The organism is Mycobacterium sp. RTGN4, assembly GCF_033804635.1.
In the GTDB taxonomy this organism is placed as follows: Bacteria; Actinomycetota; Actinomycetes; order Mycobacteriales; family Mycobacteriaceae; genus Mycobacterium.
The window spans coordinates 330,976-356,045 of sequence record NZ_JAPZLB010000005.1 but is presented as its reverse complement, the minus strand read 5'-3'; the positions used below and the strand labels follow the sequence as shown (position 1 = coordinate 356,045).

22 protein-coding genes and 1 tRNA gene are annotated in these 25,070 nt (G+C 67.4%); 14 read left to right on the top strand and 9 right to left on the bottom strand.

The window, feature by feature from the left end; translation table 11 throughout:
• Window positions 1-15: 15 nt before the first annotated feature.
• Window positions 16-1,296, bottom strand: coding sequence for a phosphopyruvate hydratase (gene eno, locus SLQ30_RS13760; RefSeq protein ID WP_319446834.1), 1,281 nt, complete (start codon window positions 1,294-1,296; stop codon window positions 16-18).
• Window positions 1,297-1,372: 76 nt separating this feature from the next.
• Complete coding sequence (locus tag SLQ30_RS13755; RefSeq protein WP_413468029.1) at window positions 1,373-2,137, bottom strand: lytic transglycosylase domain-containing protein; 765 nt, start codon at window positions 2,135-2,137, stop codon at window positions 1,373-1,375.
• Between the two features lie 125 nt (window positions 2,138-2,262).
• Here SLQ30_RS13755 and efeU point away from each other — a divergent pair, with 125 nt between their 5' ends.
• From efeU to efeB, 3 genes are read left to right on the top strand one after another with little or no spacing between them, the layout of a single operon-like run.
• Window positions 2,263-3,219, top strand: a complete 957-nt coding sequence (gene efeU / locus SLQ30_RS13750) for an iron uptake transporter permease EfeU (protein ID WP_319446833.1) — start codon at window positions 2,263-2,265, stop codon at window positions 3,217-3,219.
• A gap of 29 nt (window positions 3,220-3,248) precedes the next feature.
• Window positions 3,249-4,391, top strand: a complete 1,143-nt coding sequence (gene efeO, locus SLQ30_RS13745; RefSeq protein ID WP_319446940.1) for an iron uptake system protein EfeO — start codon at window positions 3,249-3,251, stop codon at window positions 4,389-4,391.
• Entirely contained in the window at window positions 4,372-5,697 is a 1,326-nt protein-coding gene (gene efeB / locus SLQ30_RS13740) for an iron uptake transporter deferrochelatase/peroxidase subunit (protein WP_319446832.1), read from the top strand. The genes efeO and efeB overlap by 20 nt, the downstream gene beginning before the upstream one ends.
• On the opposite strand, the gene SLQ30_RS13735 is transcribed toward efeB, so the two are convergent.
• Both SLQ30_RS13735 and mfd read right to left on the bottom strand, forming a co-directional pair.
• A complete protein-coding gene (locus SLQ30_RS13735) occupies window positions 5,670-6,833 on the bottom strand; it encodes a nucleoside triphosphate pyrophosphohydrolase (protein WP_319446831.1) in 1,164 nt (387 codons plus the stop codon). The genes efeB and SLQ30_RS13735 overlap by 28 nt on opposite strands.
• A gap of 19 nt (window positions 6,834-6,852) precedes the next feature.
• The gene (mfd, locus tag SLQ30_RS13730; protein ID WP_319446830.1) at window positions 6,853-10,533 is read right to left on the bottom strand and encodes a transcription-repair coupling factor; all 3,681 of its coding nucleotides are present in this window, start codon (window positions 10,531-10,533) and stop codon (window positions 6,853-6,855) included.
• A gap of 107 nt (window positions 10,534-10,640) precedes the next feature.
• On the opposite strand from mfd, the gene lysA reads away from it, so the two are divergent.
• Window positions 10,641-11,981, top strand: coding sequence for a diaminopimelate decarboxylase (gene lysA, locus SLQ30_RS13725; RefSeq protein WP_319446829.1), 1,341 nt, complete (start codon window positions 10,641-10,643; stop codon window positions 11,979-11,981).
• 6 nt (window positions 11,982-11,987) lie between these two features.
• Here the strand turns inward: lysA and SLQ30_RS13720 are convergent, their stop codons facing one another.
• Window positions 11,988-12,581: a TetR/AcrR family transcriptional regulator gene (locus SLQ30_RS13720; protein WP_319446939.1), complete on the bottom strand. Its 594-nt coding sequence runs from the start codon at window positions 12,579-12,581 to the stop codon at window positions 11,988-11,990.
• Window positions 12,582-12,804: 223 nt separating this feature from the next.
• On the opposite strand from SLQ30_RS13720, the gene SLQ30_RS13715 reads away from it, so the two are divergent.
• The 8 genes from SLQ30_RS13715 to pth all read left to right on the top strand — a co-directional run bounded on the left by SLQ30_RS13715 (window position 12,805) and on the right by pth (window position 18,897).
• Window positions 12,805-12,876: transfer RNA gene (locus tag SLQ30_RS13715), tRNA-Gln, on the top strand.
• Between the two features lie 154 nt (window positions 12,877-13,030).
• A complete protein-coding gene (gene glmU, locus SLQ30_RS13710; protein WP_319446828.1) occupies window positions 13,031-14,503 on the top strand; it encodes a bifunctional UDP-N-acetylglucosamine diphosphorylase/glucosamine-1-phosphate N-acetyltransferase GlmU in 1,473 nt (490 codons plus the stop codon).
• A gap of 112 nt (window positions 14,504-14,615) precedes the next feature.
• Window positions 14,616-15,596, top strand: a complete 981-nt coding sequence (locus tag SLQ30_RS13705) for a ribose-phosphate diphosphokinase (protein WP_319446827.1) — start codon at window positions 14,616-14,618, stop codon at window positions 15,594-15,596.
• The gene (arsC, locus tag SLQ30_RS13700; RefSeq protein ID WP_319446826.1) at window positions 15,596-15,934 is read left to right on the top strand and encodes an arsenate reductase (glutaredoxin); all 339 of its coding nucleotides are present in this window, start codon (window positions 15,596-15,598) and stop codon (window positions 15,932-15,934) included. Before SLQ30_RS13705 ends, arsC begins: the two co-directional genes overlap by 1 nt.
• Entirely contained in the window at window positions 15,931-16,590 is a 660-nt protein-coding gene (locus SLQ30_RS13695) for an LpqN/LpqT family lipoprotein (protein WP_413468028.1), read from the top strand. The genes arsC and SLQ30_RS13695 overlap by 4 nt, the downstream gene beginning before the upstream one ends.
• Before the next feature lie 28 nt (window positions 16,591-16,618).
• Window positions 16,619-17,485: an oxidoreductase gene (locus SLQ30_RS13690; protein ID WP_319446825.1), complete on the top strand. Its 867-nt coding sequence runs from the start codon at window positions 16,619-16,621 to the stop codon at window positions 17,483-17,485.
• Between the two features lie 152 nt (window positions 17,486-17,637).
• The gene (locus SLQ30_RS13685; protein ID WP_319446824.1) at window positions 17,638-18,297 is read left to right on the top strand and encodes a 50S ribosomal protein L25/general stress protein Ctc; all 660 of its coding nucleotides are present in this window, start codon (window positions 17,638-17,640) and stop codon (window positions 18,295-18,297) included.
• Window positions 18,298-18,321: 24 nt separating this feature from the next.
• Window positions 18,322-18,897 carry an aminoacyl-tRNA hydrolase gene (pth, locus tag SLQ30_RS13680; protein ID WP_319446823.1) on the top strand — a complete coding sequence of 192 codons (576 nt, stop codon included), beginning with the start codon at window positions 18,322-18,324 and terminating at the stop codon, window positions 18,895-18,897.
• A gap of 17 nt (window positions 18,898-18,914) precedes the next feature.
• Here pth and SLQ30_RS13675 read toward each other — a convergent pair whose 3' ends face one another.
• Window positions 18,915-19,949 carry an epoxyqueuosine reductase gene (locus SLQ30_RS13675; protein ID WP_319446822.1) on the bottom strand — a complete coding sequence of 345 codons (1,035 nt, stop codon included), beginning with the start codon at window positions 19,947-19,949 and terminating at the stop codon, window positions 18,915-18,917.
• 112 nt (window positions 19,950-20,061) lie between these two features.
• On the opposite strand from SLQ30_RS13675, the gene SLQ30_RS13670 reads away from it, so the two are divergent.
• Window positions 20,062-20,580, top strand: a complete 519-nt coding sequence (locus SLQ30_RS13670; RefSeq protein ID WP_319446821.1) for a DUF6611 family protein — start codon at window positions 20,062-20,064, stop codon at window positions 20,578-20,580.
• On the opposite strand, the gene SLQ30_RS13665 is transcribed toward SLQ30_RS13670, so the two are convergent.
• The gene (locus SLQ30_RS13665; protein WP_319446820.1) at window positions 20,577-21,425 is read right to left on the bottom strand and encodes an ABC transporter permease; all 849 of its coding nucleotides are present in this window, start codon (window positions 21,423-21,425) and stop codon (window positions 20,577-20,579) included. The genes SLQ30_RS13670 and SLQ30_RS13665 overlap by 4 nt on opposite strands.
• Window positions 21,422-22,390 carry an ATP-binding cassette domain-containing protein gene (locus SLQ30_RS13660; RefSeq protein ID WP_319446819.1) on the bottom strand — a complete coding sequence of 323 codons (969 nt, stop codon included), beginning with the start codon at window positions 22,388-22,390 and terminating at the stop codon, window positions 21,422-21,424. Before SLQ30_RS13660 ends, SLQ30_RS13665 begins: the two co-directional genes overlap by 4 nt.
• Before the next feature lie 113 nt (window positions 22,391-22,503).
• Here SLQ30_RS13660 and SLQ30_RS13655 point away from each other — a divergent pair, with 113 nt between their 5' ends.
• Window positions 22,504-23,115, top strand: coding sequence for an AAA family ATPase (locus SLQ30_RS13655; RefSeq protein WP_319446818.1), 612 nt, complete (start codon window positions 22,504-22,506; stop codon window positions 23,113-23,115).
• 4 nt (window positions 23,116-23,119) lie between these two features.
• Here the strand turns inward: SLQ30_RS13655 and SLQ30_RS13650 are convergent, their stop codons facing one another.
• Window positions 23,120-24,754 carry a fatty acyl-AMP ligase gene (locus SLQ30_RS13650; RefSeq protein WP_319446817.1) on the bottom strand — a complete coding sequence of 545 codons (1,635 nt, stop codon included), beginning with the start codon at window positions 24,752-24,754 and terminating at the stop codon, window positions 23,120-23,122.
• Between the last annotated feature and the right edge of the window lie 316 nt (window positions 24,755-25,070).

Sequence of the window (25,070 nt, the reverse complement as noted above, 5' to 3'; positions counted from 1 at the left end):
TTGCCGGGGGCTGGCTCAGACCGTCACGCGCGGGAACGCGATGTCGCCGGCGTATCGCGCCGCGTCGCCGAGCAGTTCCTCGATGCGCAACAACTGGTTGTACTTCGCCACCCGCTCGCTGCGGGCCGGCGCGCCGGTCTTGATCTGCCCGCTGCCCACCGCGACGGCCAGATCGGCGATCGTGGTGTCCTCCGTCTCGCCGGAGCGGTGGCTCATCATCGTCTTGTAGCCGGCGCGGTGCGCCATCTCCACGGCATCCAGCGTCTCGGTGAGCGTCCCGATCTGATTCACCTTGACCAGCAGCGCATTCGCGGCGCCCCGTTCGATGCCTTCCTCGAGCCGGTCCGGGTTGGTCACGAACAGGTCGTCACCGACGATCTGAATGCGATCACCGATCAGCGTGGTCAGCGCGACCCACCCGTCCCAGTCGTCCTCGGACAGCGGGTCCTCGATCGACACCAAGGGGTAGGCGTCGATGAGCTCCTTGTAGAACTGGCCCATCTGTTCGGCTGTGCGGGTTTCCTTCTCGAAGGCGTAACCCGTTCCGTCCGTGTAGAACTCGGTGGCCGCGACGTCGAGCGCCAGCGCGATGTCCGTACCCAACTTCAGTCCCGTCGCTTCGATCGCCGAACTGATCAGGTCGAGCGCAGCCTTTGTGCCCGCGATGTCGGGCGCGAAGCCACCCTCGTCGCCGAGACCGGTGGCAAGGCCCTGCTTCTTGAGCACCGACTTCAGCGAGTGGTAGACCTCGGCGCCCCATCGCAGCGCCTCCTTGAACGTGGGAGCACCGACGGGCGCGACCATGAACTCCTGAACATCGACTCCGGTGTCGGCGTGGGCGCCGCCGTTGACGATGTTCATCATCGGCACCGGAAGGATGTGCGCGTTGGGTCCGCCGAGATAGCGGAACAGCGGCAGGTCGGCCGCGTCCGCGGCGGCCTTGGCCACTGCCAGCGACACCCCGAGGATCGCGTTGGCACCCAAACGCGACTTGTCGGGCGTTCCGTCAAGGTCGAGCAGGGCCTGATCGACGAGGCGCTGGTCGTCGGCGGGGAATCCGATGACCGCGGGTGCGATCTCGTCGAGCACGGCGTTCACCGCCTTCTCGACGCCCTTGCCGCCGTACCGGTCGCCGCCGTCGCGCAGTTCCACGGCCTCGTGCTCACCCGTCGACGCGCCCGACGGCACCGCGGCGCGCGCCGCCGTCCCGTCGTCGAGCACCACTTCGACCTCCACCGTCGGATTGCCGCGTGAGTCGAGGATCTCGCGGGCCGCGACCTGCTCGATGATGGACACTGGCGTCTCCTTGGGTGGGTCTGCTTTACGGGTCGGGGATCAGCCTAAAGGGTGGCGCCCCGGAGTTCGCGGCGCGTCAGAGCGGGTGGCCGTTGGCATAGGCCGTCGCCCAGTCCCGCACGGTCCGCGCGTATTGATCGGACAGGTTGTAAGCGCGCAGGGCGTCCATCCACCCGCGCGGGGTATCGAGGTGCTTGCCACGCCAGCACAGGTATCCCGCGGCCGACAACGCCGCATCGTCGATGTTGTCGGGGCTCACCACGCCGTCGTTGTTGGCATCCACGCCGTATAGCCGCCACGTCTCCGGGATGAACTGCATCGGCCCCATGGCACGGTCGATGGTCGGGTCGCCGTCGAGTTTCCCGCCGTCGGTATCGGGGATCGTCATGTTGCCCATCGATCCGTCGAGCCGGACGCCACGAATCGGCGGCCGCACGTCTCCGTTGGGCGCGATGGTCGCGCCTCGGTAGGTGCCGTGGTGGCTCTCGACCATCCCGATGCCGGCCAGCGTCGTCCACGTGATGTGACAGTTGGGGTTCTCCACCTCGGCGACCCGGGCGGCGTAGGCATAGGCCTCCAGCGCAGTCACTGGGATGCCGAGCCCGGGCGCCCGAGCGGCAGCCCAGGCGTGGAGTTGGTCGGCGGGCCTGCCCTTGGCGTGGGTGTCGATCTTCGGCACGGGGTCACCGGCAGGCGGCGGCACCCCCTCCGGGATGGGGATGCCTACCTGAAAGGAACACGAGGAGGCCATGAGCAGGGCCGTTGCAACGACCACCGAAACGGCCCGCAGCCAACGCACACCCAACACCTGACTCCCTCGGCCCACTCCGAACTCTGTCATCGTCCCATGCGTCAGGGGTTGCCCCGCCAACCTGCCGTGGACCTGTATGGTTCCCGTACTTACGCTGCTAAGGTCAGGCATACCTTGCCTTGGTTAGCCAACGCTTGGTTCGAAAGGATGCGTCGATGTTCATCGCCGAGGACATGTCGGTGTCGCTAGTCGCCGCCGGACCCAGCGTTTCCTCGCAGTTGCTCGGTAGCGGCCTTATCGGTCTGCGCGAGGGTCTCGAAACCGCCATCGTGGTGACCATCCTGGTCGCCTTCCTGGTCAAGTCCGACCGGCGTGACGCGCTCAAGTGGGTGTGGATCGGTGTCGCGGCCGCCATCGCGATGACCGTCGGCGTGTTCCTGGTCATCCAATACGGCGAGAACACCATCTCGGGACTGGCTGCCGAGGCCATCGCCGGTGTCGCGTCGCTCGTCGCCGTCGTGATCGTCACGACCATGGTCCTGTGGATGAAGAAGGCCGCCGCGACCATCTCGGGCGACCTGCGCGGGGACATGGCGCGCGCGTTGGAGACCGGCGGGCTCGCCGTCATGACGCTGGCCTTCCTGGCGGTCGGCCGCGAAGGCGTCGAGACCGCGCTCTTCATGGTCGGTTTCGCCGAGGCGAAAACCGCATGGCCCCTACTCGGACTCGTCGTCGGCGTGCTGGTCGCGGTGGCGATCGCCTACGGCCTTTACGCGGGTGCGGTGCGCATCAACCTTGCGAAGTTCTTCAAGTACACCGGTGCGTTCCTGATCGTGGTCGCCGCGGGCATCCTGTCCTACGGGATCGGCGCCCTGCAGACGGTGGGCTGGCTGCCCGGACTGGCCAACAAGGCGTTCGACATCAGTTCCTGGTTCGACTGGTCGTCCTGGTACGGCGAGGTCGTCCAGGGTGTTTTCAACGTCACCCCCACGCCGACGGTGCTGCAGTTCGCGGGCTGGCTGGCCTACCTGGCGATCGTGTTGGCGCTCTTCCTGCGCCCCACGAAGGCTGCGAAGCGCGACGCCGACCCGACCCCCGACTCCACTCCATCGACCTCCGATCCGATCCCCGAACCGGAGCCTGCATCCACATCTGAAAGGTCAACTACGTGAACAACTCTGCTTTGACGGCCAAGGCCGGCATGGCCGCGGCGGCCGCACTGCTGGCAGGAATTTCACTGAGCAGCTGCACGGCCAAGACGCAGGAGGCCGCGCCGAGTAGCGACGGCAAGAGCGCGCCAGCCGAATTCACCGTCACGGCATCGGACACCGCATGCGAGCTGTCCGGCACCGAAGCCGGCACCGGCACCACCACGTTCAACATCACCAACAACGGCACCAAGGTCACCGAGTTCTACGTCTACGGCGAGGGTGAGCGGGTGATGGGCGAGGTGGAGAACATCTCCCCCGGGCTGTCGCGCAAGCTCGTCGTCCAACTCGGCGAGCCGGGCAAGTACCAAACCGCCTGCAAGCCGGGCATGATCGGCGACGGCCTTCGCGGCGACTTCAACGTCACCGGCGAGACGGTGCAGATCGACACCGAGGGCAAGTTCAAGGATGCCGCCGACAGCTACAAGCGGTACGTGAACAGCCAGGTCGAGGCGCTTGTCTCCGCCACGCAGCTCTTCGTCGACGCCGTCAAGAAGGGCGACGTCAACGCGGCCAAGGCGCAGTTCCCGATCGCGCGCACGTACTACGAGCGCATCGAGCCCGTCGCGGAGTCGTTCCCCAACGACCTCGACCCGCGCATCGACCTCCGCGAGGCCGATCTGGAGCCCGGCCAGAAGTGGACCGGCTTCCACGCACTGGAGAAGCAGCTGTGGGTCACCGGCCTGCAGCCGGACGCCAATGCGCTCGCCGACCAGCTGCTGGCCGACGTCAACGAACTCGCCGCCGGAGTGAAGGCCGCCGACTGGACCATCGACTCCACCCAGATCGCCGGTGGCGCACAGGGTCTGCTCGACGAGGTCTCGGCCAGCAAGATCAGCGGCGAGGAAGACATCTTCAGCCACACCGACCTCTGGGACTTCCAGGCCAACGTCGACGGCTCGCAGACCGCGGTCGCGTCAGTGCGGCCGATCCTCGACGAGCGCAACGCTGACCTCGGCAAGCGCGTGGATACGCAGTTCGCCGCAGTCGACGCGCTGCTGGCCAAGTATCGTCAGGGCGACGGATTCGTGTTCTACGACAAGGTGACCGAGCCTCAGCGCCAAGAGCTTTCGCGCGCGATCGATGCCTTGTCGAAGGAGGTTAGCCAGGTGCAGGGTGTCATCGCCCCCCAGTGATGTTTCGGGAACTCCCGAATCCGCGGCCGATCAGCAACGCACGGGTTTCACCCGCCGCAGGCTGATCGGCGCGGCAGGAGTCGGTGCCGCCGTCGTCGGGGCTGCCAGCGCAGGTGCGCTGGCGGGCCGGGCGTCGGCGGTTCAGCCGGCTTCGGCCCACTTACACGGTCCCGTGCCGTTCCGCGGCGAGCGGCAGGCCGGCATCATCACCGAAGCCCAGGACCGCATGCACTTCTGCACGTTCGACGTCACCACCGAGTCGAAGTCGGATGTGATTGCGTTGCTGCAGGAGTGGACGCTGATGGCCGAGCGGATGACCCGCGGCGAAGAGGCGTTCAGGGACGGGGCGGTCGGACTCAACCCGTACGCACCGCCGTCGGACACCGGCGAGGCGCTCGGACTGCCCGCGTCGCAACTCACCCTGACCATCGGATTCGGTCCGTCGTTCTTCCACAAGGACGGCAAGGACAGGTTTGGCATCGCCGCGCAGCGACCAGAGTTGTTGGCGGATCTACCCAAGTTCCCGAACGAGACCATGGATGCGGCCCGCAGCGGCGGCGACATCGTCGTACAGGCGTGCGCCAACGACCCCCAGGTCGCAGTCCACGCCATCCGGAACCTGGCCAGGGTCGCGTTCGGCACGGCAGCCGTCAAGTACTCGCAACTGGGGTTCGGACGTACGTCCTCGACCACTCGCGACCAGGCCACCCCGCGAAACCTGTTCGGGTTCAAGGACGGTACCAACAATCTCAAGGCCGACGAGACCGACAAACTGAACAGCCAGGTGTGGGTCGCCGACGGTGACGGACCGGGCTGGCTGAAGGGCGGCACCTACATGGTCGCCCGGCGTATCCGGATGCGGATCGAGAGCTGGGATCGCACCACGCTGCTCGAGCAGGAGCGGGTGATCGGACGCCAGAAGGGAAACGGCGCCCCGAACGGCCTCACCCAGGAGTTCGAGGAACTGAACTTCGACATCGTCGACGACAAGAAGACCCCGTTGATCGACACCGACGCCCACGTCCGGCTGGCCTCACCGCAACACCTCGGTGGTATCGAGATATTGCGTCGCGGCTACAACTTCACTGACGGCACAGACGGTTTCGGCCACCTCGACGCCGGTCTCTTCTTCATCGCGTTCGTGCGAAATCCGGCCAAGCAGTTCATCCCGATGCAGATGGAACTGTCCCGGCGCGACGCGCTCAACGAGTACATCACCCACACCGGCACGGGCATCTTCGCGTGCCCGCCGGGACTGCGCGCCGACGATCCGTCGGACTACTGGGGTTCGACGCTGTTCGCCTGAGCTACGGAGTCGTCCTCGGAGTCCGCCTGTGCGGCCTCGACTTCCGGCTCGGCGAGCTCCTCGGGTTCCGGCTCCTCGGCCTCCTCGACGGGAACCTCGGGCTCGACAGCGTCCTCGACGGGAACCTCCGGCTCGAGAGCGTCCTCAGCCTCCACAGCCGGCTCCGGCTCCGGCTCGACGACGTCCTCGGCCGGCGATTCAGCCACCAGCGTCGGCCAGTGCGCCCGCCACTCCTCTTCCGAGATCGTGCCGAGTTGCGCGATGTCGAGCACCTCAGGCACGTCCTCACCGCGCCGACTGGCGGCGATCGCGTATTCGACCTTGCGCACCGTGTCCATGAACTCCAAAGTTGCCGAACGCAGCGCGTTCTCGGCGTCACCGCCGAGCCCCACCCCGATGGACACCATGTCATCCGGAACGAGGTCTGCCGGTAAGCCCGCGGCGATCACCCGTTCGTAGACCTTCTGCGTCAGGGCGAGAGCGGGCTGGCCCGTCGGCACGTCGTCCATCGTCGAACTCCGCGGTTTCTCCTGGGCCTTGCGTTCCTCCCACTGCGCGAGCTGCTGTTCGAGCGAAACCGGCTCTCCGGCAAGCACACCAGGCACTCGGTGGACGAGTTTGCGCACCAGCGCGTCGGCCACGTCGTCGATGCCGAACGGCAGCAGCGTGGAGTCCTCGGCGATGCGCGCGTGAAAGAGCACCTGCAGCAGTACGTCGCCGAGCTCCTCGCGTAACTGCTGGGCGTCGTCGGCATGAACGGCGTCGAAGAGTTCGTAGGTCTCCTCCAGCAGATAGCGGCGCAGCGAATCGTGGGTCTGCTCGCTCTCCCACGGCCCATCGGTGCGCAGCTTGTCCATCAGGGCCACCGCATCGATCAGCCGTTCGCCGGGCTGCGGGCCTGGGGGCGAGATCAGCCGTTCGCCCGCCGCCAGTCGCGCGGTGACCTGGGGATGATCGGGATCCGACGACAGCAGCACCGGGGCCTGCTCGCCGTCGTGGGAGGGCCGGGCCGCAGGCAAGGACCACGGCACCCGGACGGGCATCTCCTCGGTGTACTGGACGTCGCCCGCCAGCAATTCGATGGCCTCGACCGGGACCAGCGCCGGACGGCGCGGATCGACCAGGACGACCGTCATCGGCCTTGCCGCCGCTCGTTCATGAGGTCCCTTTGTCGTTCGCGCGAACGCTAGTCGTGTCGCTAGCTCCGAGGTCGGTTATATCAACATCTGTCTGGGGTTTTCCATCTAGCGCAAGAAGCAAACCGGCCACCACCCGCAGCAGTTCCACGTCGCGCAACCGCGGTGCGCCGATGCCGTTGCCCGTTCGCGGGATGGGCATCGCGATCGTCGACGTGGTCGCACGATAGGTCGCGCCGGGGTACATCCGCTTGAGCCGAAGTTGCTGGGAATCCATCAGAGTGAGCGGGGACACGCGCAACGTGGCCTCCGAGGCTGCGGTGACCTCGGTGACGCCGTACTCGCGGCACAGCAGTCGCAGCCGGGCCATCGCGACCAGCCGACGTGCGGGTTCGGGCAGCTCCCCGTACCGGTCGACCAGTTCCTCCACCACGGCGCCGACGGCTCCTTGGTCCGGTGCCGCAGCCAGCCTGCGGTAACCCTCCAGCCGGAGCCGGTCACTGCCGATGTAGTCCGGTGGCAGGTGCGCGTCGACGGGCAGGTCGATGCGGACGTCCTTCGGTTCCTCAACGGCGGCAATGGTTTTGCCGTCAACGGCCGCTCGATATGCTTCAACGGCCTCGCCCACCAGCCGGATGTAGAGGTCGAAGCCCACCCCGGCGACGTGGCCGGACTGCTCGACACCGAGCACGTTGCCGGCCCCGCGGATCTCGAGGTCCTTCATGGCCACCGCCATGCCCGCGCCCAGCTCGTTGTTCTGGGCGATCGTTGCCAGCCGGTCGTATGCGGTCTCGGTCAGCGGGACGTCGGGCGGGTAGAGGAAGTACGCATAGCCGCGCTCCCGACTGCGGCCCACCCGACCCCGCAGCTGATGTAGCTGAGACAGCCCGAACGTGTCGGACCGCTCCACGATCAGGGTGTTCGCGTTCGAGATGTCCAGGCCGGTTTCCACGATGGTCGTGCAGACGAGGATGTCGTATTCGCGGCTCCAGAATCCCTCGACCGTGCGTTCCAATTGGTCCTCGGGCATCTGGCCGTGCGCGACGACGACGCGGGCTTCCGGCACCAAGGCCCTGATCCGGGCGGCTGCGGCGTCGATCGACTTCACGCGGTTGTGGATGTAGAACACCTGGCCGTCGCGGAGCAGCTCGCGGCGCAATGCAGCCGCCACCTGCTTGTCGTCCTGCGGGCCGACGAACGTGAGCACCGGAAAGCGCTCCTCCGGCGGGGTCAGAATCGTCGACATCTCCCGAATGCCTGCCAGGCTCATCTCCAGGGTGCGCGGGATCGGGGTGGCGCTCATCGTCAGCACGTCGACGTGGGTGCGCATCGCCTTGATGTGCTCCTTGTGCTCGACGCCGAAGCGCTGCTCCTCGTCGACGACCACCAGGCCGAGGTCCTTCCAGGTGACGCCGGTCTGGATCAGCCGGTGGGTGCCGATCACGATGTCGACCGACCCGTCGGCCATGCCCTCGAGCGTCTTGCGCGATTCCGCGGGGTCGGTGAACCGCGACAACCCCTTGACCGTCACCGGAAAGCCGGCCATGCGCGCCGCGAACGTCTGCAGGTGCTGGTCGGCCAACAGCGTGGTGGGGACCAGCACGGCGACCTGCTTGCCGTCCTGCACGGCCTTGAACGCCGCACGCACCGCGATCTCGGTCTTGCCGTACCCGACGTCGCCGCAGATGACCCGGTCCATCGGGACGGGCTTCTCCATGTCCGTCTTGACCTCGGTGATGGCGGTCAGCTGGTCCATGGTCTCGGTGAAGCCGAACGCGTCCTCCATCTCGGCTTGCCACGGGGTGTCCGGCCCGAACGCGTGCCCCGGCGACGCGTGCCGTTTGGCGTAGAGCGCGACGAGCTCGCCTGCGATCTCGCGCACCGCGCGGCGGGCCTTGGTCTTGGTGTTCGCCCAGTCGCTTCCGCCGAGCCTGCTCAACGTCGGCTCGGCACCGCCGACGTATCGAGACAGCTGATCCAGCGAGTCCATCGGCACGAACAACTTGTCCGACCCGCCACCCCGCCTGCTGGACCCGTACTCCAGCACCAGGTACTCGCGGCGGGCGCCGCCGACGATGCGCTCGGACATCTCGACGAACCGGCCGATGCCGTGCTGATCGTGTACGACCATGTCGCCCGCCGTCAGCGCGAGCGGGTCGACGACGTTGCGCCGCTTTGCCGCGAGCCGCTTGCCTTCGGGAGCCGTCGCCCGGTTCCCGGTCAGGTCCGATTCGGTGAAGACCACCAGATTGGCGCCCGGCACGATCACGCCGTCGTGCAGCGGACCCCTGAGCACTCCGACCACGCCGGCGTTCGGAGCGGCCCCAGGCTCCAACATCGTTGCGGCGATGTCGGATTCGCCCAGTTGCTCGACCACGCGGTGCGCCGTGCCGGTGCCGGGCGCCACGATCGCGGCCAGCCCACCCGTCGCCACGTGGGCCCGCAGCATCGCGAACATCTCGTCGAGGTCCTGTACGTGCCCGCGGGCCGAAGGCGCCGGACGCACGTCGACCTCGAGGGCTGACTCCGCACCGAGTTGGCTCAACGTCCACCAGGGGTGACCGCCCGCGCGTGCCCCCGCGCGCACCTCGTCGAGCTCGCGGAAGCCCGAGCCGCCGAGATGCTCGACGTCGATGGGCGCGTCGCCGCCGATCGCCGCGACCGACCACGACGCCTCGAGGAATTCCTTACCGGTCTTGATCAGGTCGGCTGCCCTGGTGCGCACCTTCTCCGGGTCGCAGACCAGCAGCGGCGTGCCAGCAGGCAGCTGGTCGTACAGCAGCGCTGGTTGGGTCGGCCGCAGCACGGGCAGCAGGGCCTCCATGCCGTCGACCGGGATGCCGTCGGCGAGCTTGGCCAGCATCTCGCCGACGGTGCCGGTGATCCGGTTGTCGCGGGCAGGCAGGTCGACGGCAAGGGCCGCGGCGCGCTCGCGCACGTCATCGGTGAGCAGCAGCTCGCGACATGGCACGGCCACCACCGTGTTGAGCTCGGCCTCGGGGATGGAGCGCTGATCGGCCACGGAGAACATCCGGAGCTCGGTCACCTCGTCGCCCCAGAACTCGGCACGGACCGGATGTTCGGCGGTCGGAGGGAACACGTCGAGGATCCCGCCGCGCACCGCGAACTCGCCGCGCTTGCCGACCATGTCGACGCGCGTGTAGGCCAGTTCCACCAGCCGGACGATCACACCCTCGAAGCCTCCGTCGAGGTCGACATCCGATCCGACCGTGAGGGTGACCGGCTCGATGTCGGCGAGGCCTGGCGCCATCGGCTGCAGAAGCGAACGCGCCGTGGTGACGACGACCCTCAACGGCGCACCCAATCGCGCGTCGTCGGGATGGGCCAGGCGGCGCAGCACCAGCAGCCGCGCGCCCACCGTTTCGACGCCTGGTGACAGCCGCTCGTGAGGCAGCGTCTCCCACGACGGGAACAGCGCGACGGCGTCACCGAGCACGGCGCGCAACTCCGCGGTCAGATCGTCGGCCTCGCGCCCGGTAGCGGTGACGACGAGCAGGGGCCCGGCTTGCGCCAACGCCGCAGCCACGAACAACCGCGCGCTGGCCGGTCCGACGAGTGCGGCCCCACCCCCGTCGCCTGCACTGCGAGCCTTCATCTCCGCGAACGTGGGCGCGGTCAACGCCAGTTCGACGAGCCCGGCAATCGGGGTTTGGACATGGGGGTGCCCCGCTGCGGTCATGATGACCCCAGTCTAGGAGGCGCGGCGCCGTCAAAATTCCGCCGCCCGGCGTCAAGAGGCCGCCAAGATCGTCGCGCGCAGCGTCCGGCCCGCGGACCGTGGTCGTCATGACCCTTCTCGATTCGTTGCCGTCGCTGCACCGGGCCGCTGCATTGCGCATCGACCCAGCCATCTGGCCCGTCACCGCGCAGGTCGACGCCGCCGGTCGGCTGTGCGTCGGCGGCGTCGACCTGTGCGAGCTGGCCGACCAGTTCGGCACTCCGGCATACGTCGTCGACGAAGCCGACTTCCGTTATCGCGCAAGGCGCTACCGGACCACGTTGCGAGGCACGCGGATCGTCTACGCGGGCAAGGCGTTGCTGACCACCGAGGTGGCCAGGTGGGTGTCCGAGGAGGGTCTCGGGTTGGACGTCTGCTCGGAAGGCGAACTTGCCATCGCCGTCGCCGCGGGCGTCGACCCGCGCAGCATCGTCGTGCACGGAAACGCCAAGTCGACGTGCGAGCTCAAGGCCGCCGCCGCGGCGGGGGTTGGCCGCATCGTGATCGACAGCGGCACCGAACTCGCGTTGCTGGCCAGCCAGGCCCGGGCAGTACGACGCGTGCTCGTCCGCGTCACGCCCGGAGTCGACATCCACGGGCACCCCGCCGTCACCACGGGCGTCACCGATCAGAAGTTCGGGTTCGCCATCGCGGGCGGGGACGCGCTGATGGCCGCGAGGCGCGTGCTCGACCAACCGATGCTGCAACTCGTCGGGCTTCACTTCCACCTCGGCTCCCAAGTGACCGACCCCGACGTGTACGGCCAATCGATTCGACGCGTCATCGCCCTCATGGCCGACATCAGGGCCCGGCACGGCGTGCTGCTGCCAGAGTTGAACATCGGCGGCGGACACGGTGTTCCGTACGTGCCGGGTGACGACGAACTTGACCTCGGCGAGCTCGCGGACACCATCGAGGACGCGCTCGACGAGGCCTGCGCGGCCGAGCGCTTTCCACGCCCGACCATCGTGGTCGAGCCGGGCCGCGCGCTCAGCGCCCGCGCCGGGGTGACGTGCTACCGGGTGGCCTCGATCAAGACGCAACCGGGCGGCCGCACCTTCGTCGCCGTTGACGGCGGCATGGGCGACAACCCACGGGTAGCGCTCTATGGGGCGCGATACAGCGTCGCCGTCGCGAACCGCCATCCGCTTGGCCCGACACGGCCCGTCACCGTGGTCGGCAGGTACTGCGAGGCAGGCGACGTCATCGCGCACGACGTAGCGCTGCCCACCGACCTGCATCCGGGAGATTTGCTGGCGGTGGCCGGCACCGGCGCGTACCACCACAGCATGGCGTCGACGTTCAACATGGTGGGCCGTCCACCGCTGGTCGCGGTGCGCGACGGGCGGGCTCGCCTGCTGGTGCGCCGCGAGACGATCGATGACCTGATGAGCCGCGATCTGGGCTGAGGCTCGCTATTCCTCGTGCAGGACGGGGTCGGACTCCAGATGCGTCAACCCGTTCCACATCAGGTTGACCAAATGGGCGGCGACCACTTCCTTCTTCGGTTCGCCCGTGTCGAGCCACCACTGCGCCGTCATCGACACCGACCCCACCAGGGCCTGCGCATACAGCGGTGCGAGCTCCGGGTCGAGCCCCCGGCGGGAGAAGTCGCCCGCCAGGATCGACGCGACCTGGCTGACGGCGTCATTGAGCAGGCTCGAGTAGGTGCCCGACGCGATGCTGGCCGGGGAGTCGCGAATCAGGATCCGGAAGCCGTCGGTGCGTTCCTCGACGTAGGTGAGCAGGGCCAGGGCCACGCGTTCGACGCGGGTACGCGAGCGGTTGTTGGTCAGGGACGACGTGATTCCGTCGAGCAGGGCCGACATCTCGCGGTCGACGACGACGGCGTACAGCCCCTCCTTGCCTCCGAAGTGTTCGTAGACAACGGGTTTGGAGACGCTGGCGCGTTGAGCGATCTCCTCGATCGACGTCGCTTCGTAGCCGCGTTCGGCGAACAGCGACTTCGCGATCTCGATCAGCTGCTGACGGCGTTCGGTGCCAGTCATGCGTGCGCGGGGTGCACGCACTTCCTTTTCCGGCGCTGCCACGGTTACCAGCGTAATCCCCTGGTCGCTGCGCTCCTGCCCGCCGTACCAATCCCCCTGTCGCTGCGCTCCTGCCCGCCGTACCAATCCCCCTGTCGCTGCGCTCCTGCCCGCCGTACCAATCCCCCTGTCGCTGCGCTCCTGCCCGCCGTACCCCGCCCTTCGACTAAAGTCACACCCGCAGTCCGTCGTGGTGTAATCGGCAGCACTTCTGATTTTGGTTCAGATAGTTCAGGTTCGAGTCCTGGCGACGGAGCTCTGTCCAACTCACCCGCGAGCGTGAATCTGGCGACGCTCGACCCAGGTCAGCGGCCGCCAGATTCCCAATCGCCGGTCGTGTCCTAGTTTGGATTGACCGCGCACCTGCGGCGACAATGACGACGCTGGTGTCCGATCCCCGGGAGGTCTCTATGACGGCGGCAACCGACACGGCCGTGCTGGTGCTGGCCGCTGGTGCAGGCACCCGCATGCGCTCCGACATTCCCAAGGTGCTGCACACCCTCGGCGGCCGCAGCATGGTCGCGCACGCGCTGCATGCGATCGCCAAGGTCGCCCCGCAGTACCTCGTCGTCGTGGTCGGCACCGACCGCGAGCGCGTCACGGCCGCGATCGCCGACCTGGCCGACAACCTCGGCCGCACCATCGACATCGCCGTACAGGACGAACCGCACGGCACCGGGCACGCGGTCGGATGTGGGCTCGCCGCCCTGCCCGACGACTTCGCAGGCACCGTCGTCGTCACGGCGGCCGACGTGCCGCTGATGGACGCCGACACGCTCGCCGAGCTCATCTCCGGGCACAGCGCCGCGGGCGCATCCGCGACGGTCCTGACCACGACGGTGCCCGACCCGACGGGGTACGGCCGGATCCTGCGCACGCAGGACGACGAGGTCATCGGCATCGTCGAGCAGGCCGACGCCACCACGTCCCAGCGTGCGATCCGCGAGGTCAACGCCGGGGTGTACGCGTTCGACGTCACTGCGCTGCGTTCGGCCTTGAGTCAACTGCGCTCCGACAACGCCCAGGGCGAGCTCTACCTGACCGACGTGATCGCCATCGTGCGCGGCGACGGTGGCATCGTGCGCGGTCAACACATCGACGACAGTGCCCTGGTGGCGGGCGTCAACGACCGGGTGCAGCTCGCGGAGCTCGCCGCCGAACTCAACCGCCGCATCGTCGCCACCCATCAACGCAGCGGGGTCACCGTCGTCGATCCGGCCACCACCTGGATCGACGTCGACGTCACGATCGGCCGCGACACCGTCGTCCAGCCGGGAACCCAGCTGCTCGGCTCCACTTCCATCGGAGCGGTGTGCGGTGTCGGCCCCGACACGACCTTGACCGACGTAACCGTCGGTGACGGCGCATCGGTGATCCGCACCCACGGCTCCTCGTCGGAGATCGGCGCCGGCGCGACCGTCGGCCCCTTCGCCTACCTGCGGCCAGGCACGCGGCTGGGCTCCGACGGCAAGCTCGGCGCGTTCGTCGAGACTAAGAACTCCGTGATCGGCGCGGGCACCAAGGTGCCGCACCTGACCTACGTCGGCGACGCCGACATCGGCGAGCACAGCAACATCGGCGCGTCCAGCGTATTCGTCAACTACGACGGAGAGACCAAGCGCCGCACCACGATTGGCTCGCACGTGCGCACTGGCTCCGACACGATGTTCGTCGCGCCGATCACCATCGGCGACGGCGCATACACGGGTGCTGGCACCGTCGTCCGCGAAGATGTCCCGCCGGGCGCGCTGGCGATTTCGGCCGGACCGCAACGCAACATCGAGGGCTGGGTGGAGCGCAAACGGCCGCAGAGCGCGGCGGCGGAGGCGGCCCGCAAGGCGACCGCCGACCCCGAACCCGACGGCTCCGACGAAGCCGAGTGACGGTGGCAGCCGGACGTCTTCCGTTGGCATTCTGGTAACCCGGCAACGCGAAGTGGCAACCGCTACGTACGATTGCCCCGTATCGCTCCCCGACCGCGAAGGCAGCACCATAGTGGGCACGGACTGGACCGACAACCGCAAGAACCTGATGCTGTTCTCTGGGCGCGCGCATCCGGAACTGGCGGAACAGGTCGCCAAGGAACTCGACGTCCAAGTGACGGCGCAGACCGCACGGGACTTCGCCAACGGCGAGATCTTCGTGCGCTTCGACGAGTCGGTGCGCGGCTGCGACGCGTTCGTGCTGCAAAGCCACCCTGCGCCGCTGAACCAGTGGCTCATGGAGCAACTGATCATGATCGACGCGCTCAAGCGCGGCAGCGCCAAGCGCATCACGGCGATCCTGCCGTTCTACCCGTACGCCCGCCAGGACAAGAAGCACCGCGGCCGTGAACCCATCTCGGCCCGCCTGGTCGCCGATCTGTATAAGACCGCTGGCGCCGACCGCATCGTGTCCGTCGACCTGCACACCGATCAGATCCAGGGCTTCTTCGACGGTCCGGTGGACCACATGCGCGGTCAGTCGCTGCTGTGCGGCTACATCGCCGACAACTACGCCGACCACGACATGGTCGTCGTCTCCCCCGATTCGGGGCGCGTGCGCGTCGCCGAGAAGTGGGCCGACTCGCTCGGTGGCGTCCCGCTGGCCTTCATCCACAAGACCCGCGACCCGCTGGTGCCCAACCAGGTGAAGTCCAACCGCGTCGTCGGCGACGTCAAGGGCAAGACCTGCATCATCACCGACGACATGATCGACACCGGCGGCACCATCGCGGGCGCGGTCAAGCTCCTGAAGGAAAACGGAGCGAACGACGTCGTCATCGCCGCGACGCACGGCGTGCTGTCCGATCCCGCGCCGCAGCGGCTGGCCGAGTGCGGAGCCCGTGAGGTCATCGTGACCAACACGCTGCCGATCACCGATGACAAGCAGTTCCCGCAGCTGACCGTGCTGTCGATCGCGCCCTTGCTGGCCAGCACCATTCGCGCGGTGTTCGACAACGGCTCCGTGACCAGCCTCTTCGATGGATCCGCTTAGTGGCTCGGATTTTTCACAACCCGAAGTGCTCGACGTCGCGCAAGACACTGGATTTGTTGCGGGACAACGGCATCGAGCCCGAGATCGTTCAGTATCTGAAGACCCCGCCGTCGCGTGCGGAACTCAAGAAGCTGATCGCCGACGCGGGCATCGACGTGCGAACTGCGGTCCGCAAGCGTGAATCGCTCTACACCGAGCTCGGGCTCGCCGAGGCCTCCGACGACCAACTGCTCGACGCCATGGCCGAACATCCGATCCTGATCGAGCGGCCCTTCGTCGTCACCGGCAAGGGCACCCGATTGGCCAGGCCCATCGACTCCGTCCGCGAGATTCTGTGACCTGGCGGCTCATCGCCGGGGCCGCGCTGGTGGCGGCCACGGTGGCTGGCTGCGGGCCAGCCGCCCCGGACTACCAGGGGCTCTGGTCGACCACGCCCACCCCGACCACGACGACGACGAGCGGCGCGCCGTTACCGCTGTCCCAGTACCTCGAGACCGTCGGCGTCGGCGGTCAGACCGTCGCGCCCGACAGGCTGACCGACCTGACGGTGACGATGCCCACGCCGCCGGGCTGGCACCCGTACACCAACCCGAACCTCGCGCCGGGCACCAGGACGATCGTCAAGGGCAACACCTACCCCAGCGCGATGCTCCTGGTCTTCCAACTGTCGGGCGACTTCGACGCCGCCGAGGCCCTCAAGCACGCCGACGTCGACGCCGAACTCTCGCAGAACTTCAAGAAGCTCAATGGGTCGAGCGACAACTTCCGCGGGTTCCCGTCGTCGATGATTGAGGGCAGCTATGACCTCAACGGCAAGCGGATGCACAGCTACAACCGCGTCGTCATCGCGACCGGAAAGCCGCCCAACCCCAACACGCCGGGCCAGAAGTACCTCATCCAGTTCACGGTGACCGGTTTCGCCGACCAGGCCGCCGCCGAGGGACCCGACGTCGAGGCCGTCATCAAGGGCTTCACGGTCGCCGCAGCGAAGTAGGTCGGCCCGGGGAACTACCCTGGCGGGCATGAGCGACTGGACCGCCGCCGACCTTCCCGACTTCACCGGACGCAAAGTCATCGTGACGGGCGCCAACAGCGGCCTCGGTGAGGTCACCGCGCGCGAACTCGCACGCGTCGGGGCCACAGTGATCCTCGCGGTGCGCAACACCGCCAAGGGCGACACCGCGGCAGCGGGCATGACCGGCGACGTGGAGGTCCGCAAGCTCGATCTGCAGGACCTGGCCTCGGTGCGGGAGTTCGCCGACGGTGTCGACGGCGTCGACGTGCTGGTGAACAACGCCGGGATCATGGCCGTGCCGTATGCGCAGACCGCCGACGGCTTCGAGAGTCAGATCGGCACCAACCACCTGGGCCACTTCGCGCTCACCAACCTGCTGCTGCCCAAGATCTCCGACCGGGTGGTGACGGTGTCGTCACTGATGCACCTGATCGGCAAGATCAGCCTCAAGGATCTGAACTGGAAGTCGCGGCCGTACCTGGCGTGGCCGGCCTACGGCCAGTCCAAGCTGGCGAACCTACTGTTCACCAGCGAACTGCAGCACCGCCTCGACGGCAGCGGTTCGGCGGTGCGGGCGCTCGCGGCGCACCCCGGCTACTCGGCGACCAACCTGCAGGGTCAGACCGGCAACCCGATCGGCACCAAGTTCTGGAAGGCCGCCAATATCTTGGGCACCAGCGCCGACTTCGGCGCTCGTCAGACGCTGTACGCCGTCGCCAAGGACGTGCCAGGCAACAGCTTCATCGGGCCGCGGTTCGGGGCACGCGGCGCGACCGGCCCCAGCTCGCGCAGTCCGCTGGCCAGTTCGGCGAAGACGGCGCAGGCGCTGTGGGACCTATCCGAGCAGCTGACGGACGTGCGCTACCCGCTGTAGATTTCATTTCCGGCACCCGTTTGCGCTAATCTTGCTGGCGATCACGGCGAGGGTGGCTTCGCAGTCTTGGGACCACCGTTATCGACGGGAGTTCCGCGCGAAGCGCGACATCCTGGCCGTGCCACGACACGACAGCACAGGAGCAACATCACATGGCCAAGACTGCGGCCCGCGCCTCGAACAATCTGACCGCTGAGGTCCGTGACAAGACCGGCAAGGGCGCGTCGCGCCAAGCCCGTCGTGACGGCAAGGTCCCCGCGGTGCTGTACGGCCACGGCGCCGATCCACAGCACCTGACGCTGCCCGCACGGGAGTTCTCGGCCGTGCTGCGCAACTTCGGTACCAACGCCGTGCTGACGCTCGACATCGCAGGCAAGGAAGCCCTTGCGCTGCCCAAGGCCATCGAGATCCACCCGATTCGGCGCACCATCACGCACGTCGACCTCATCATCGTCCGTCGCGGCGAGAAGGTGACCGTCGAGGTCAACGTCGTCGTCGAAGGCGACGCGGGCCCAGACACCCTGGTCAACCAGGAGTCCAACACCATCGAGATCGAGTCCGACGCCATGTCGATCCCCGAGCACCTCACGCTGTCGATCGAGGGCGCCGTGTCCGGCACCCAGTTCCTCGCATCGCAGGTGCCGCTGCCCGACGGCGTCACGCTGATCTCCGATCCGGAGTTGCTCGTGGTCAACGTCGTCCCGGCGCCGACCGCCGAGGAGCTGGAGTCCGAAGGTGGCGGCGAGTCGCTGGAGGAGCAGGCCGAAGAGGCCGCCGAAGCGGAAGCCGCTGCCGAAACCGCGTCCGAATAGCGTCGGGCCGGGCGGGCTGCGGTCATGGCCGAACCGGTGCTGGTGGTCGGACTCGGCAATCCGGGACCGCAGTACGCCACCACCCGGCACAACCTCGGCTTCTTGGTCGCTGACGTGTTGTCCGACCGGATCGGGTCGGGCTTCAAGCTGCACAAGAAGTCGGGGGCCGACGTGGCGACCGGCAGGCTCGGCGGCAAGTCGGTCGTGCTGGCCAAACCGCGGACCTACATGAACGAGTCGGGCCGCCAGGTCGGACCGCTGGCCAACTTCTACTCGATCGCACCGGCCGACGTGATCGTCCTGCACGACGAGCTCGACATCGACTTCGGCCGCATCAGGCTGAAGTTCGGTGGCGGCGTGGCGGGCCACAACGGGCTGCGTTCGGTCGGTGCGGCGTTGACTACCCAAGACTTTGCCCGGGTGCGCATCGGGATCGGGCGTCCGCCCGGACGCAAATCAGGGGCGACGTTCGTGTTGGAGAACTTCGCCGCCGTGGAGCGACCGGAGGTCGGCACGGTTCTCGAGCAGGCCGCCGATGCCACGGAGTTGTTGATTCAGCTGGGCATCGAGCCGGCCCAGAACACCGTGCACGCCTGGTAGTTCCCCGCGAGGCGAGCCTAGCTGCGGCCGCGGATACCGCTGTCGACGACCTTCACGGGCTTGTGCGGGTAGCGCTTCTCGGCGTGCGCCTTGGCCTTCGAGTCGGGGAGCACGTAGAGCGTCTCCTCCTTGTCCTGCAACGGTTTGAGCACCAGCTTGACGAAGCCCTTCCGGTCCTCCAGGTAGGGCTCGATGACGTCCTCACCGGCCGGGCACACCGCCAGACAGTAGGCGGCCTTGTAGTTCGCCTTGAACGAAAGGCTCTGCCACATCGACGCATTCTCGGAGTCACTGACGCGATTTCGGAAGTCGGCGGCATCCTCGCTGTCGGCGATCGTCTGCGCCCAGTCGGTGAAACCACCCATGAACTCGCGGTAGTTGTGCACCGAGCATGCGACGAAGTCGAACTCGCCGTCCTTGCCGATCGCGCCGACCGGGCACGCCGCCACGCAGAGCTTGCATTCCAGGCAGGGCGAATAGTCCAGTGGCTCACCATAACTCGTAACCGGGGCGTCCACCATGATGGTGGCCAACAGGATGAAGTTACCGAACTTCGGATGAATAACGTTGCGGTGTATGCCCATTACCCCGAGCCCAGCGGCTACGGCAACCGGCTTGTGCGCGACGACCCAGATGCGGCCGGGAAACTTGTCCATCTCCATGGGGAAGGTCGCCGACGGGTTGAGTGCGCGATGGCCTGCATCCTGGAGCGCGCGTGTGATCCGGTGCGCGGCCTCGTTGATGATTTCGCCGGTGCGATGGAACTCCTGGTTGGCGACGCTGCGGGCAGGTGAGCGGACGTTGTCGCGGTTCATCTTCACGACCAGCGATATGTAGCTCTTGGTCCCGGGAAGCGCGTTGTCGACGTGCTCCCGCTCCGAGGCCAGGTCCGGATTGTCGACGCTGGCGAAGGCGACGTCGTCCGCGCCTGCCTCGAGACAGACCGTCCGCAGCCAATCCGCGTCGATCACGCCGGGAGGTTCGGTGTGCCTGCCGCAGACCTTGCGCACGGTGGGATGGTCGGCGATGCGCGCGGGCAACTTGTCGGTCATGACCGCTGAGTATAGTCAGCTATACCCAGATCATGTCAACGTTCCGCCCGCACGCGTAAAGATCCCGTCTGAATCGTGAATATGCCCAGCGGACGGGGGTAAACCTGAATACATGACACAAACGACTCACGTTTCGCATGCGCCGCTTCTGCGGCGTCTGCTCGATGGCGGGCGTACGTGGGGCGCCCTCGAAATCTCAGCCAGCCGCTACGGCGTCACGCGCTACCGCCTCGTGGTCTTCCCGCCCGGCATATCCGGTGACGAACGCATCGCGCTACGGCTGTGGCGCACCTTCCCGGTGTGGGGTCTGGCCAGCTGGTTACTGGCCGAGGTCACCTTGATAACAGTCGTCAGCCCTGGTCCGGCCCTCGCCTTCGCGACGGGCGGGTGCGCGGCCATGGGCGCGGTCACGATGGCGTTGGCCGGACACACCCGTCACCTGGTCCGCAAGTTGACCGTGGTTCGGATGGTGGGCGTCAACGACCCCATGGCCGGACCGCGGCTCGACGAACTGCGCACGTTGACCGAACGGCTGACCAACGCCGACGCGCGGCTCGCCGCGGGTGAACTGACCACCGTCGACCACGAAGCCGAAGTGTGGCGCGTCTACGACCAGATGCCTGCCGCCTAGTCGGAGGTGCGGCGCGCGTAGGCCCGCAGCGCGAACGGTGCGATGACGGCGGTCATCGCGAGCGACCACAGGATGGTCGCCAGCACCGGATGATGCAGCGGGAGCTGGGCGTCCGGCGGGGCGACGGGACCGTTGCCCCACAACTCGCGCATGGCCTGCGCGAGCGACGAAACGGGATTCCACTCCGCGATCACGCGCAGCCACTTCGGCATCGGCTCGGTGGGCGCAAACGTATTGGCCAGAAACGTGATTGGGAACAATACCGTGAACATCACCCCGTTGACGGCCTCCACTGACCGCATCAGTGAGCCGATCAGGATGCCGAACCAGATGATGCCGAACCCGAATACCAGGATGAGCGCGAACGCCAGCACCGCGTCCGCGAAGCTGCCGCGAATGCGCCACCCGATGCACAGCCCGGTGATCGCCATGACGACCACGCCGATGGACGAATGGATGAGGCTGGCGACGCTGCGCCCGATGAGCACCGACGAGCGTCGGATGGGTAGTGCTCGGAACCGGTCGATGATGCCCTTCTCGACATCGGCGGTGATGCCGGAGGCCACCACGAACGCGGTGAACACGATGGTCTGCGCCTGAATGCCGGGCAGCAGGAACTCGCGATACGACGCACCCCCGGTGTTGGAGATCGACGCCCCGAACACGAATGCGAACAGCAGCACGAACATGATGGGCTGCGCCGTGACGTCGCTGAGCATCTCCGGCATGCGCTTGGTGTGGATCATGTTGCGCTTCACCATGATCCAGGACTGCGCCACGATGCCGGTCTGACGGGTGACTGGCCGCGTCACGTCGACAGCGGACCTGGGCGTGACGGCGGTCATGCGCGAAGCTCGTCGTCGTCGGCACGGTGCCCGGTGAGGGTGAGGAAGACATCGTCGAGGCTGGGCCGCGACAACCCGATGTCGTCGACCTCGATACCGCTGTCCTGAAGCCAGCCCGCCACACGCGTCAGGTCCGCGATGCCCTCGGCGGTCGCCGTGAGTTGCCGCGCGCCCACGTTGACGTGTACCTCCGCACCGGTCCTGGCCAAAAGGTCACGCGCCGCGGGCAATTCGGCCGCGTGCGACACCGTCACCACCAGGCTGGCATTGCCCGCCTGCTGCTTCAGCTGCAGCGGAGTGCCCTGGGCGATGATGCGACCTCGGTCGATGACGACGATCTCGTCGGCCAGCTGATCGGCCTCTTCCAAGTACTGCGTGGTCAGCAAGAGCGTGGTGCCGCCGGTGACCAGGCCACGCAACATGTCCCACAAGTCCATGCGGCTACGCGGGTCCAGTCCGGTGGTGGGCTCGTCGAGGAAGAGCACCGGCGGCGAGGCGATCAGGCTGACGGCGAGGTCGATGCGCCTGCGCATGCCGCCGGAGTACGACCTGACCGGACGGTCGGCGGCATCGGCGAGGTCGAATTGCTCGAGCAGTTGGTCGCCCAGCCGTTTGATGTCCTTGCGGCCCAACCCGTACAGCGCGCCGATCATCCGGATGTTCTCGCGGCCGGTGAGTAGTTCGTCGACCGTTGCGACCTGGCCGGTAAGCCCCATGTTGCGGCGGACCATGTCGGGTTCGGTGCGCACGTCGTAGCCGGCGACTCGGGCGGTTCCGCTGGTGGGCTTCGACAGCGTCGTCATCATCCGCACGGTGGTGGTCTTGCCCGCGCCGTTGGGCCCGAGTAGCCCAAGCACGGTGCCCTGCGGCACCGAGAAACTGATCCCGCCGACGGCCGGAGGCTGACTGGCGGGGTCGCCGAAGCACTTGACGAGGTCGACGGCCTCAATGGCAGGGGCAGTCATCGGTCAACCGTAGCGATGAACTCCGACGGGCGGCCATCGATTTTCTTGCGCACGGAATTTGAGACCGGCCGTGGCCGCCGAACTCATCGTGCGGCTTACCTACACTCGGTGCGGTGCTGGTGTGGATCAACGGAGCCTTCGGATCGGGCAAGACGCAGACCACCTTCGAGCTCCTGCGTCGCGCACCCGATGCGCACGTGGCAGATCCCGAACTCATCGGCTTCGGTATCCACCGGATGCTGCCGCCGAGCGCCCGCAGCGACTTCCAGGACCGGCCACAGTGGCGATCGGCCGTGGTGGCCACCCTCGCGGACGCGGTGCAGGCGCACGACGGACCGGTGCTGGTGCCGATGACCCTGGTGGAACCGGCGTACTTCGACGAGATCATGTCCGGACTGCACGCGGCCGACGTCGCCGTGCGCCACTTCTCACTGATCGCGTCACCCGAGAGTTTGCAGCGCAGGCTGCGCACTCGGTCGGGGTTCTGGCTGGCCCGGGCGACGGGCCGCGACGAGTGTTGGGCAATGCAGCAGATCGAGCGCTGCGTGACGGCGCTGGCCGACGACCGGTTTGCCGAGCACGTCCCTACCGATGACCGCAGCGTCGATGAAGTGGTCGAGGACATCGCCGGGCGCGCCGGGCTGATGCTCGAGCACCCGAGGTTGGGCACTGCGCGCTACCAACTCCGTCGTGCGGCAGTGGGAATCCGCCACATCAGGGTCTGACGAGCTAGCTGACCAGCGACACCGAATTGGCGCGACGCAGCTTGCCCGATGGGGTCTTCGGAATGGTTCCCGGCCCGAGCACCACCACGTTGCGTGGCCGCACGTCGACCTCGGTGACCACCTCGTGCGCGACCTCGTGCTCGATGCGACGCACCTCGACCGGGTCCTGCCAGGCGTTGGATTCCACTGCGACGGCGAAGGTTTCACGCGAGTGCCCGGCGTCGAGCCGCACCGCGACCGCACAGCCCGGGCGCACGCCCGCCACGCGGCCCGCAGCCCGCTCGATGTCGGTCGGGTAGATGTTGCGGCCCGCCATGATGATGACGTCCTTCACGCGGCCACAGACCACGATGTGGCCGTTCTCCATCTGGTAGCCCAGGTCGCCGGTGTCATACCAGCCGTGCTTGTCCTGCGCGGCCAGGAAGCCACCCATGGTGAGGTAGCCGGGGGTCAACGACTCGCCACGCAGTTCGATGACGCCGACGCCACGGGCGGGCATCACCTCGCCGTTCTCGTCGATGACGCGGGCCTCGAGGTCCTTCAGCAGCGGGCCAAGGGAAGCCAGCCGCCGGGTGTTGCCCTTGGAGGACGGCACCGCGCGGCGAAGCGCGGCCAGCAGATCGGCGTCGACCTCGTCGACCACCAGGCCGGCGCCGCATTCGGAGAACGACACCGCGAGCGTGGTTTCGGCCATGCCGTAGGCAGGCAGAATCGCATCCGGCTTCAGGCCGAAGGGCTTGCCAGCGTCCAGTAGGTCCTCGACGTCAGCGGGCTCGACAGGCTCGGCGCCGGACAGCGCGAACCGCAGCGTGGAAAGGTCGAACTGACCGGGCTCGGCCTGCTTGCGCAGCCGCTTGGCGAACAGCGCGTAGGCGAAGTTCGGCGCCGCGGTCATCGTGCCCTTGTACTTGTCGATCAACTTGGCCCACAGCAAGGTGTCGCGCAGGAAGTCCATCGGGGTGACCTTGACGAGCTCCGCACCGAAGTACATCGGGATCGTGAGGAAGCCGACCATGCCCATGTCGTGGAAGCACGGCAGCCAGCTGACCATGACGTCCTTCTCGACGTCGTATTGGGCGCCGATGAACATCGCCTCGGCATTGGAGTGGATGTTGCGGTGCGTGATCTGGACGGCCTTGGGCGAACCGGTCGAACCGGACGTCAGCTGCATGAGCGCGAGGTCGTCCTCACCCGTCTCGACGGGGTCGATCGGATCGGCGGCCAGCAGGTCTCCGATCTTGAGCACCTTGATGCCCTTTTCCTCGAGCACCGGGATGGCGATCAGGAACGGCTCGGAGACGATGACGGCCTTGGCCTCGATCATGCCGATGACGTTCATGGTGTCCTCGGCCCACACCACGAGGTCGGTACGCGGGGTCGGCTGGTGCAGCATCGTCAGACTGGCCCCGCGCATCCACAGCGCCTGCGCGGTCGGGGCGATCTCGACGGGGAAGCCGGCCAGCACGCCGATGGCGTCACCGTGTCCGACGCCTGCGGCGGCGAGCCCGCCCGCGATGCATCTGGCGCGTTCGTGAACCTCGCCCCACGTGTGCCGGATCGGCTCGTGGGGCTCACCGGTGACCATGCCCGTGGTGACCGTCCGGGCGTTGTGGAACATCTTCTCGGTAAATCTGCTCACGACAGTCTCCTGCTGCAGTCAGGCGTCAGTGCCACGGTTTCCATGCTCCACCTGCTCGTACGTAGTTGTTGCCAGGCGCGCATACACAATTGGGAAGCGGTTTCGTCTCGAATCGGTGGCGGTCCGGCGACGCAGGACTTCGTCGTCCAGGCGACGTGACCGCGATCTGCACCAACGCCGCGCGTCCGCCCGCCGAGATGCCCGGAGGGAAGAGTCGTCGCGTTGCACGCGTGACCGCTAGCATTCACCGTCGCCCATCTTAAGAGACTCTTAAGTAACTACCAAACCATTGCGCGAATTGAGGCGCGGGTCACAC

Bases quoted from the DNA above. Each gene is read 5' to 3' on its own strand.
- SLQ30_RS13755 (WP_413468029.1), bottom strand. From the start codon at position 2,137: ATGACAGAGTTCGGAGTGGGCCGAGGGAGTCAGGTGTTGGGTGTGCGT.
- efeU (WP_319446833.1), top strand. From the start codon at position 2,263: ATGTTCATCGCCGAGGACATGTCGGTGTCGCTAGTCGCCGCCGGACCC.
- efeO (WP_319446940.1), top strand. From the start codon at position 3,249: ATGGCCGCGGCGGCCGCACTGCTGGCAGGAATTTCACTGAGCAGCTGC.
- SLQ30_RS13735 (WP_319446831.1), bottom strand. From the start codon at position 6,833: ATGACGGTCGTCCTGGTCGATCCGCGCCGTCCGGCGCTGGTCCCGGTC.
- mfd (WP_319446830.1), bottom strand. From the start codon at position 10,533: ATGACCGCAGCGGGGCACCCCCATGTCCAAACCCCGATTGCCGGGCTC.
- lysA (WP_319446829.1), top strand. From the start codon at position 10,641: ATGACCCTTCTCGATTCGTTGCCGTCGCTGCACCGGGCCGCTGCATTG.
- SLQ30_RS13720 (WP_319446939.1), bottom strand. From the start codon at position 12,581: ATGACTGGCACCGAACGCCGTCAGCAGCTGATCGAGATCGCGAAGTCG.
- glmU (WP_319446828.1), top strand. From the start codon at position 13,031: ATGACGGCGGCAACCGACACGGCCGTGCTGGTGCTGGCCGCTGGTGCA.
- SLQ30_RS13690 (WP_319446825.1), top strand. From the start codon at position 16,619: ATGAGCGACTGGACCGCCGCCGACCTTCCCGACTTCACCGGACGCAAA.
- SLQ30_RS13685 (WP_319446824.1), top strand. From the start codon at position 17,638: ATGGCCAAGACTGCGGCCCGCGCCTCGAACAATCTGACCGCTGAGGTC.
- pth (WP_319446823.1), top strand. From the start codon at position 18,322: ATGGCCGAACCGGTGCTGGTGGTCGGACTCGGCAATCCGGGACCGCAG.
- SLQ30_RS13675 (WP_319446822.1), bottom strand. From the start codon at position 19,949: ATGACCGACAAGTTGCCCGCGCGCATCGCCGACCATCCCACCGTGCGC.
- SLQ30_RS13670 (WP_319446821.1), top strand. From the start codon at position 20,062: ATGACACAAACGACTCACGTTTCGCATGCGCCGCTTCTGCGGCGTCTG.
- SLQ30_RS13665 (WP_319446820.1), bottom strand. From the start codon at position 21,425: ATGACCGCCGTCACGCCCAGGTCCGCTGTCGACGTGACGCGGCCAGTC.
- SLQ30_RS13660 (WP_319446819.1), bottom strand. From the start codon at position 22,390: ATGACTGCCCCTGCCATTGAGGCCGTCGACCTCGTCAAGTGCTTCGGC.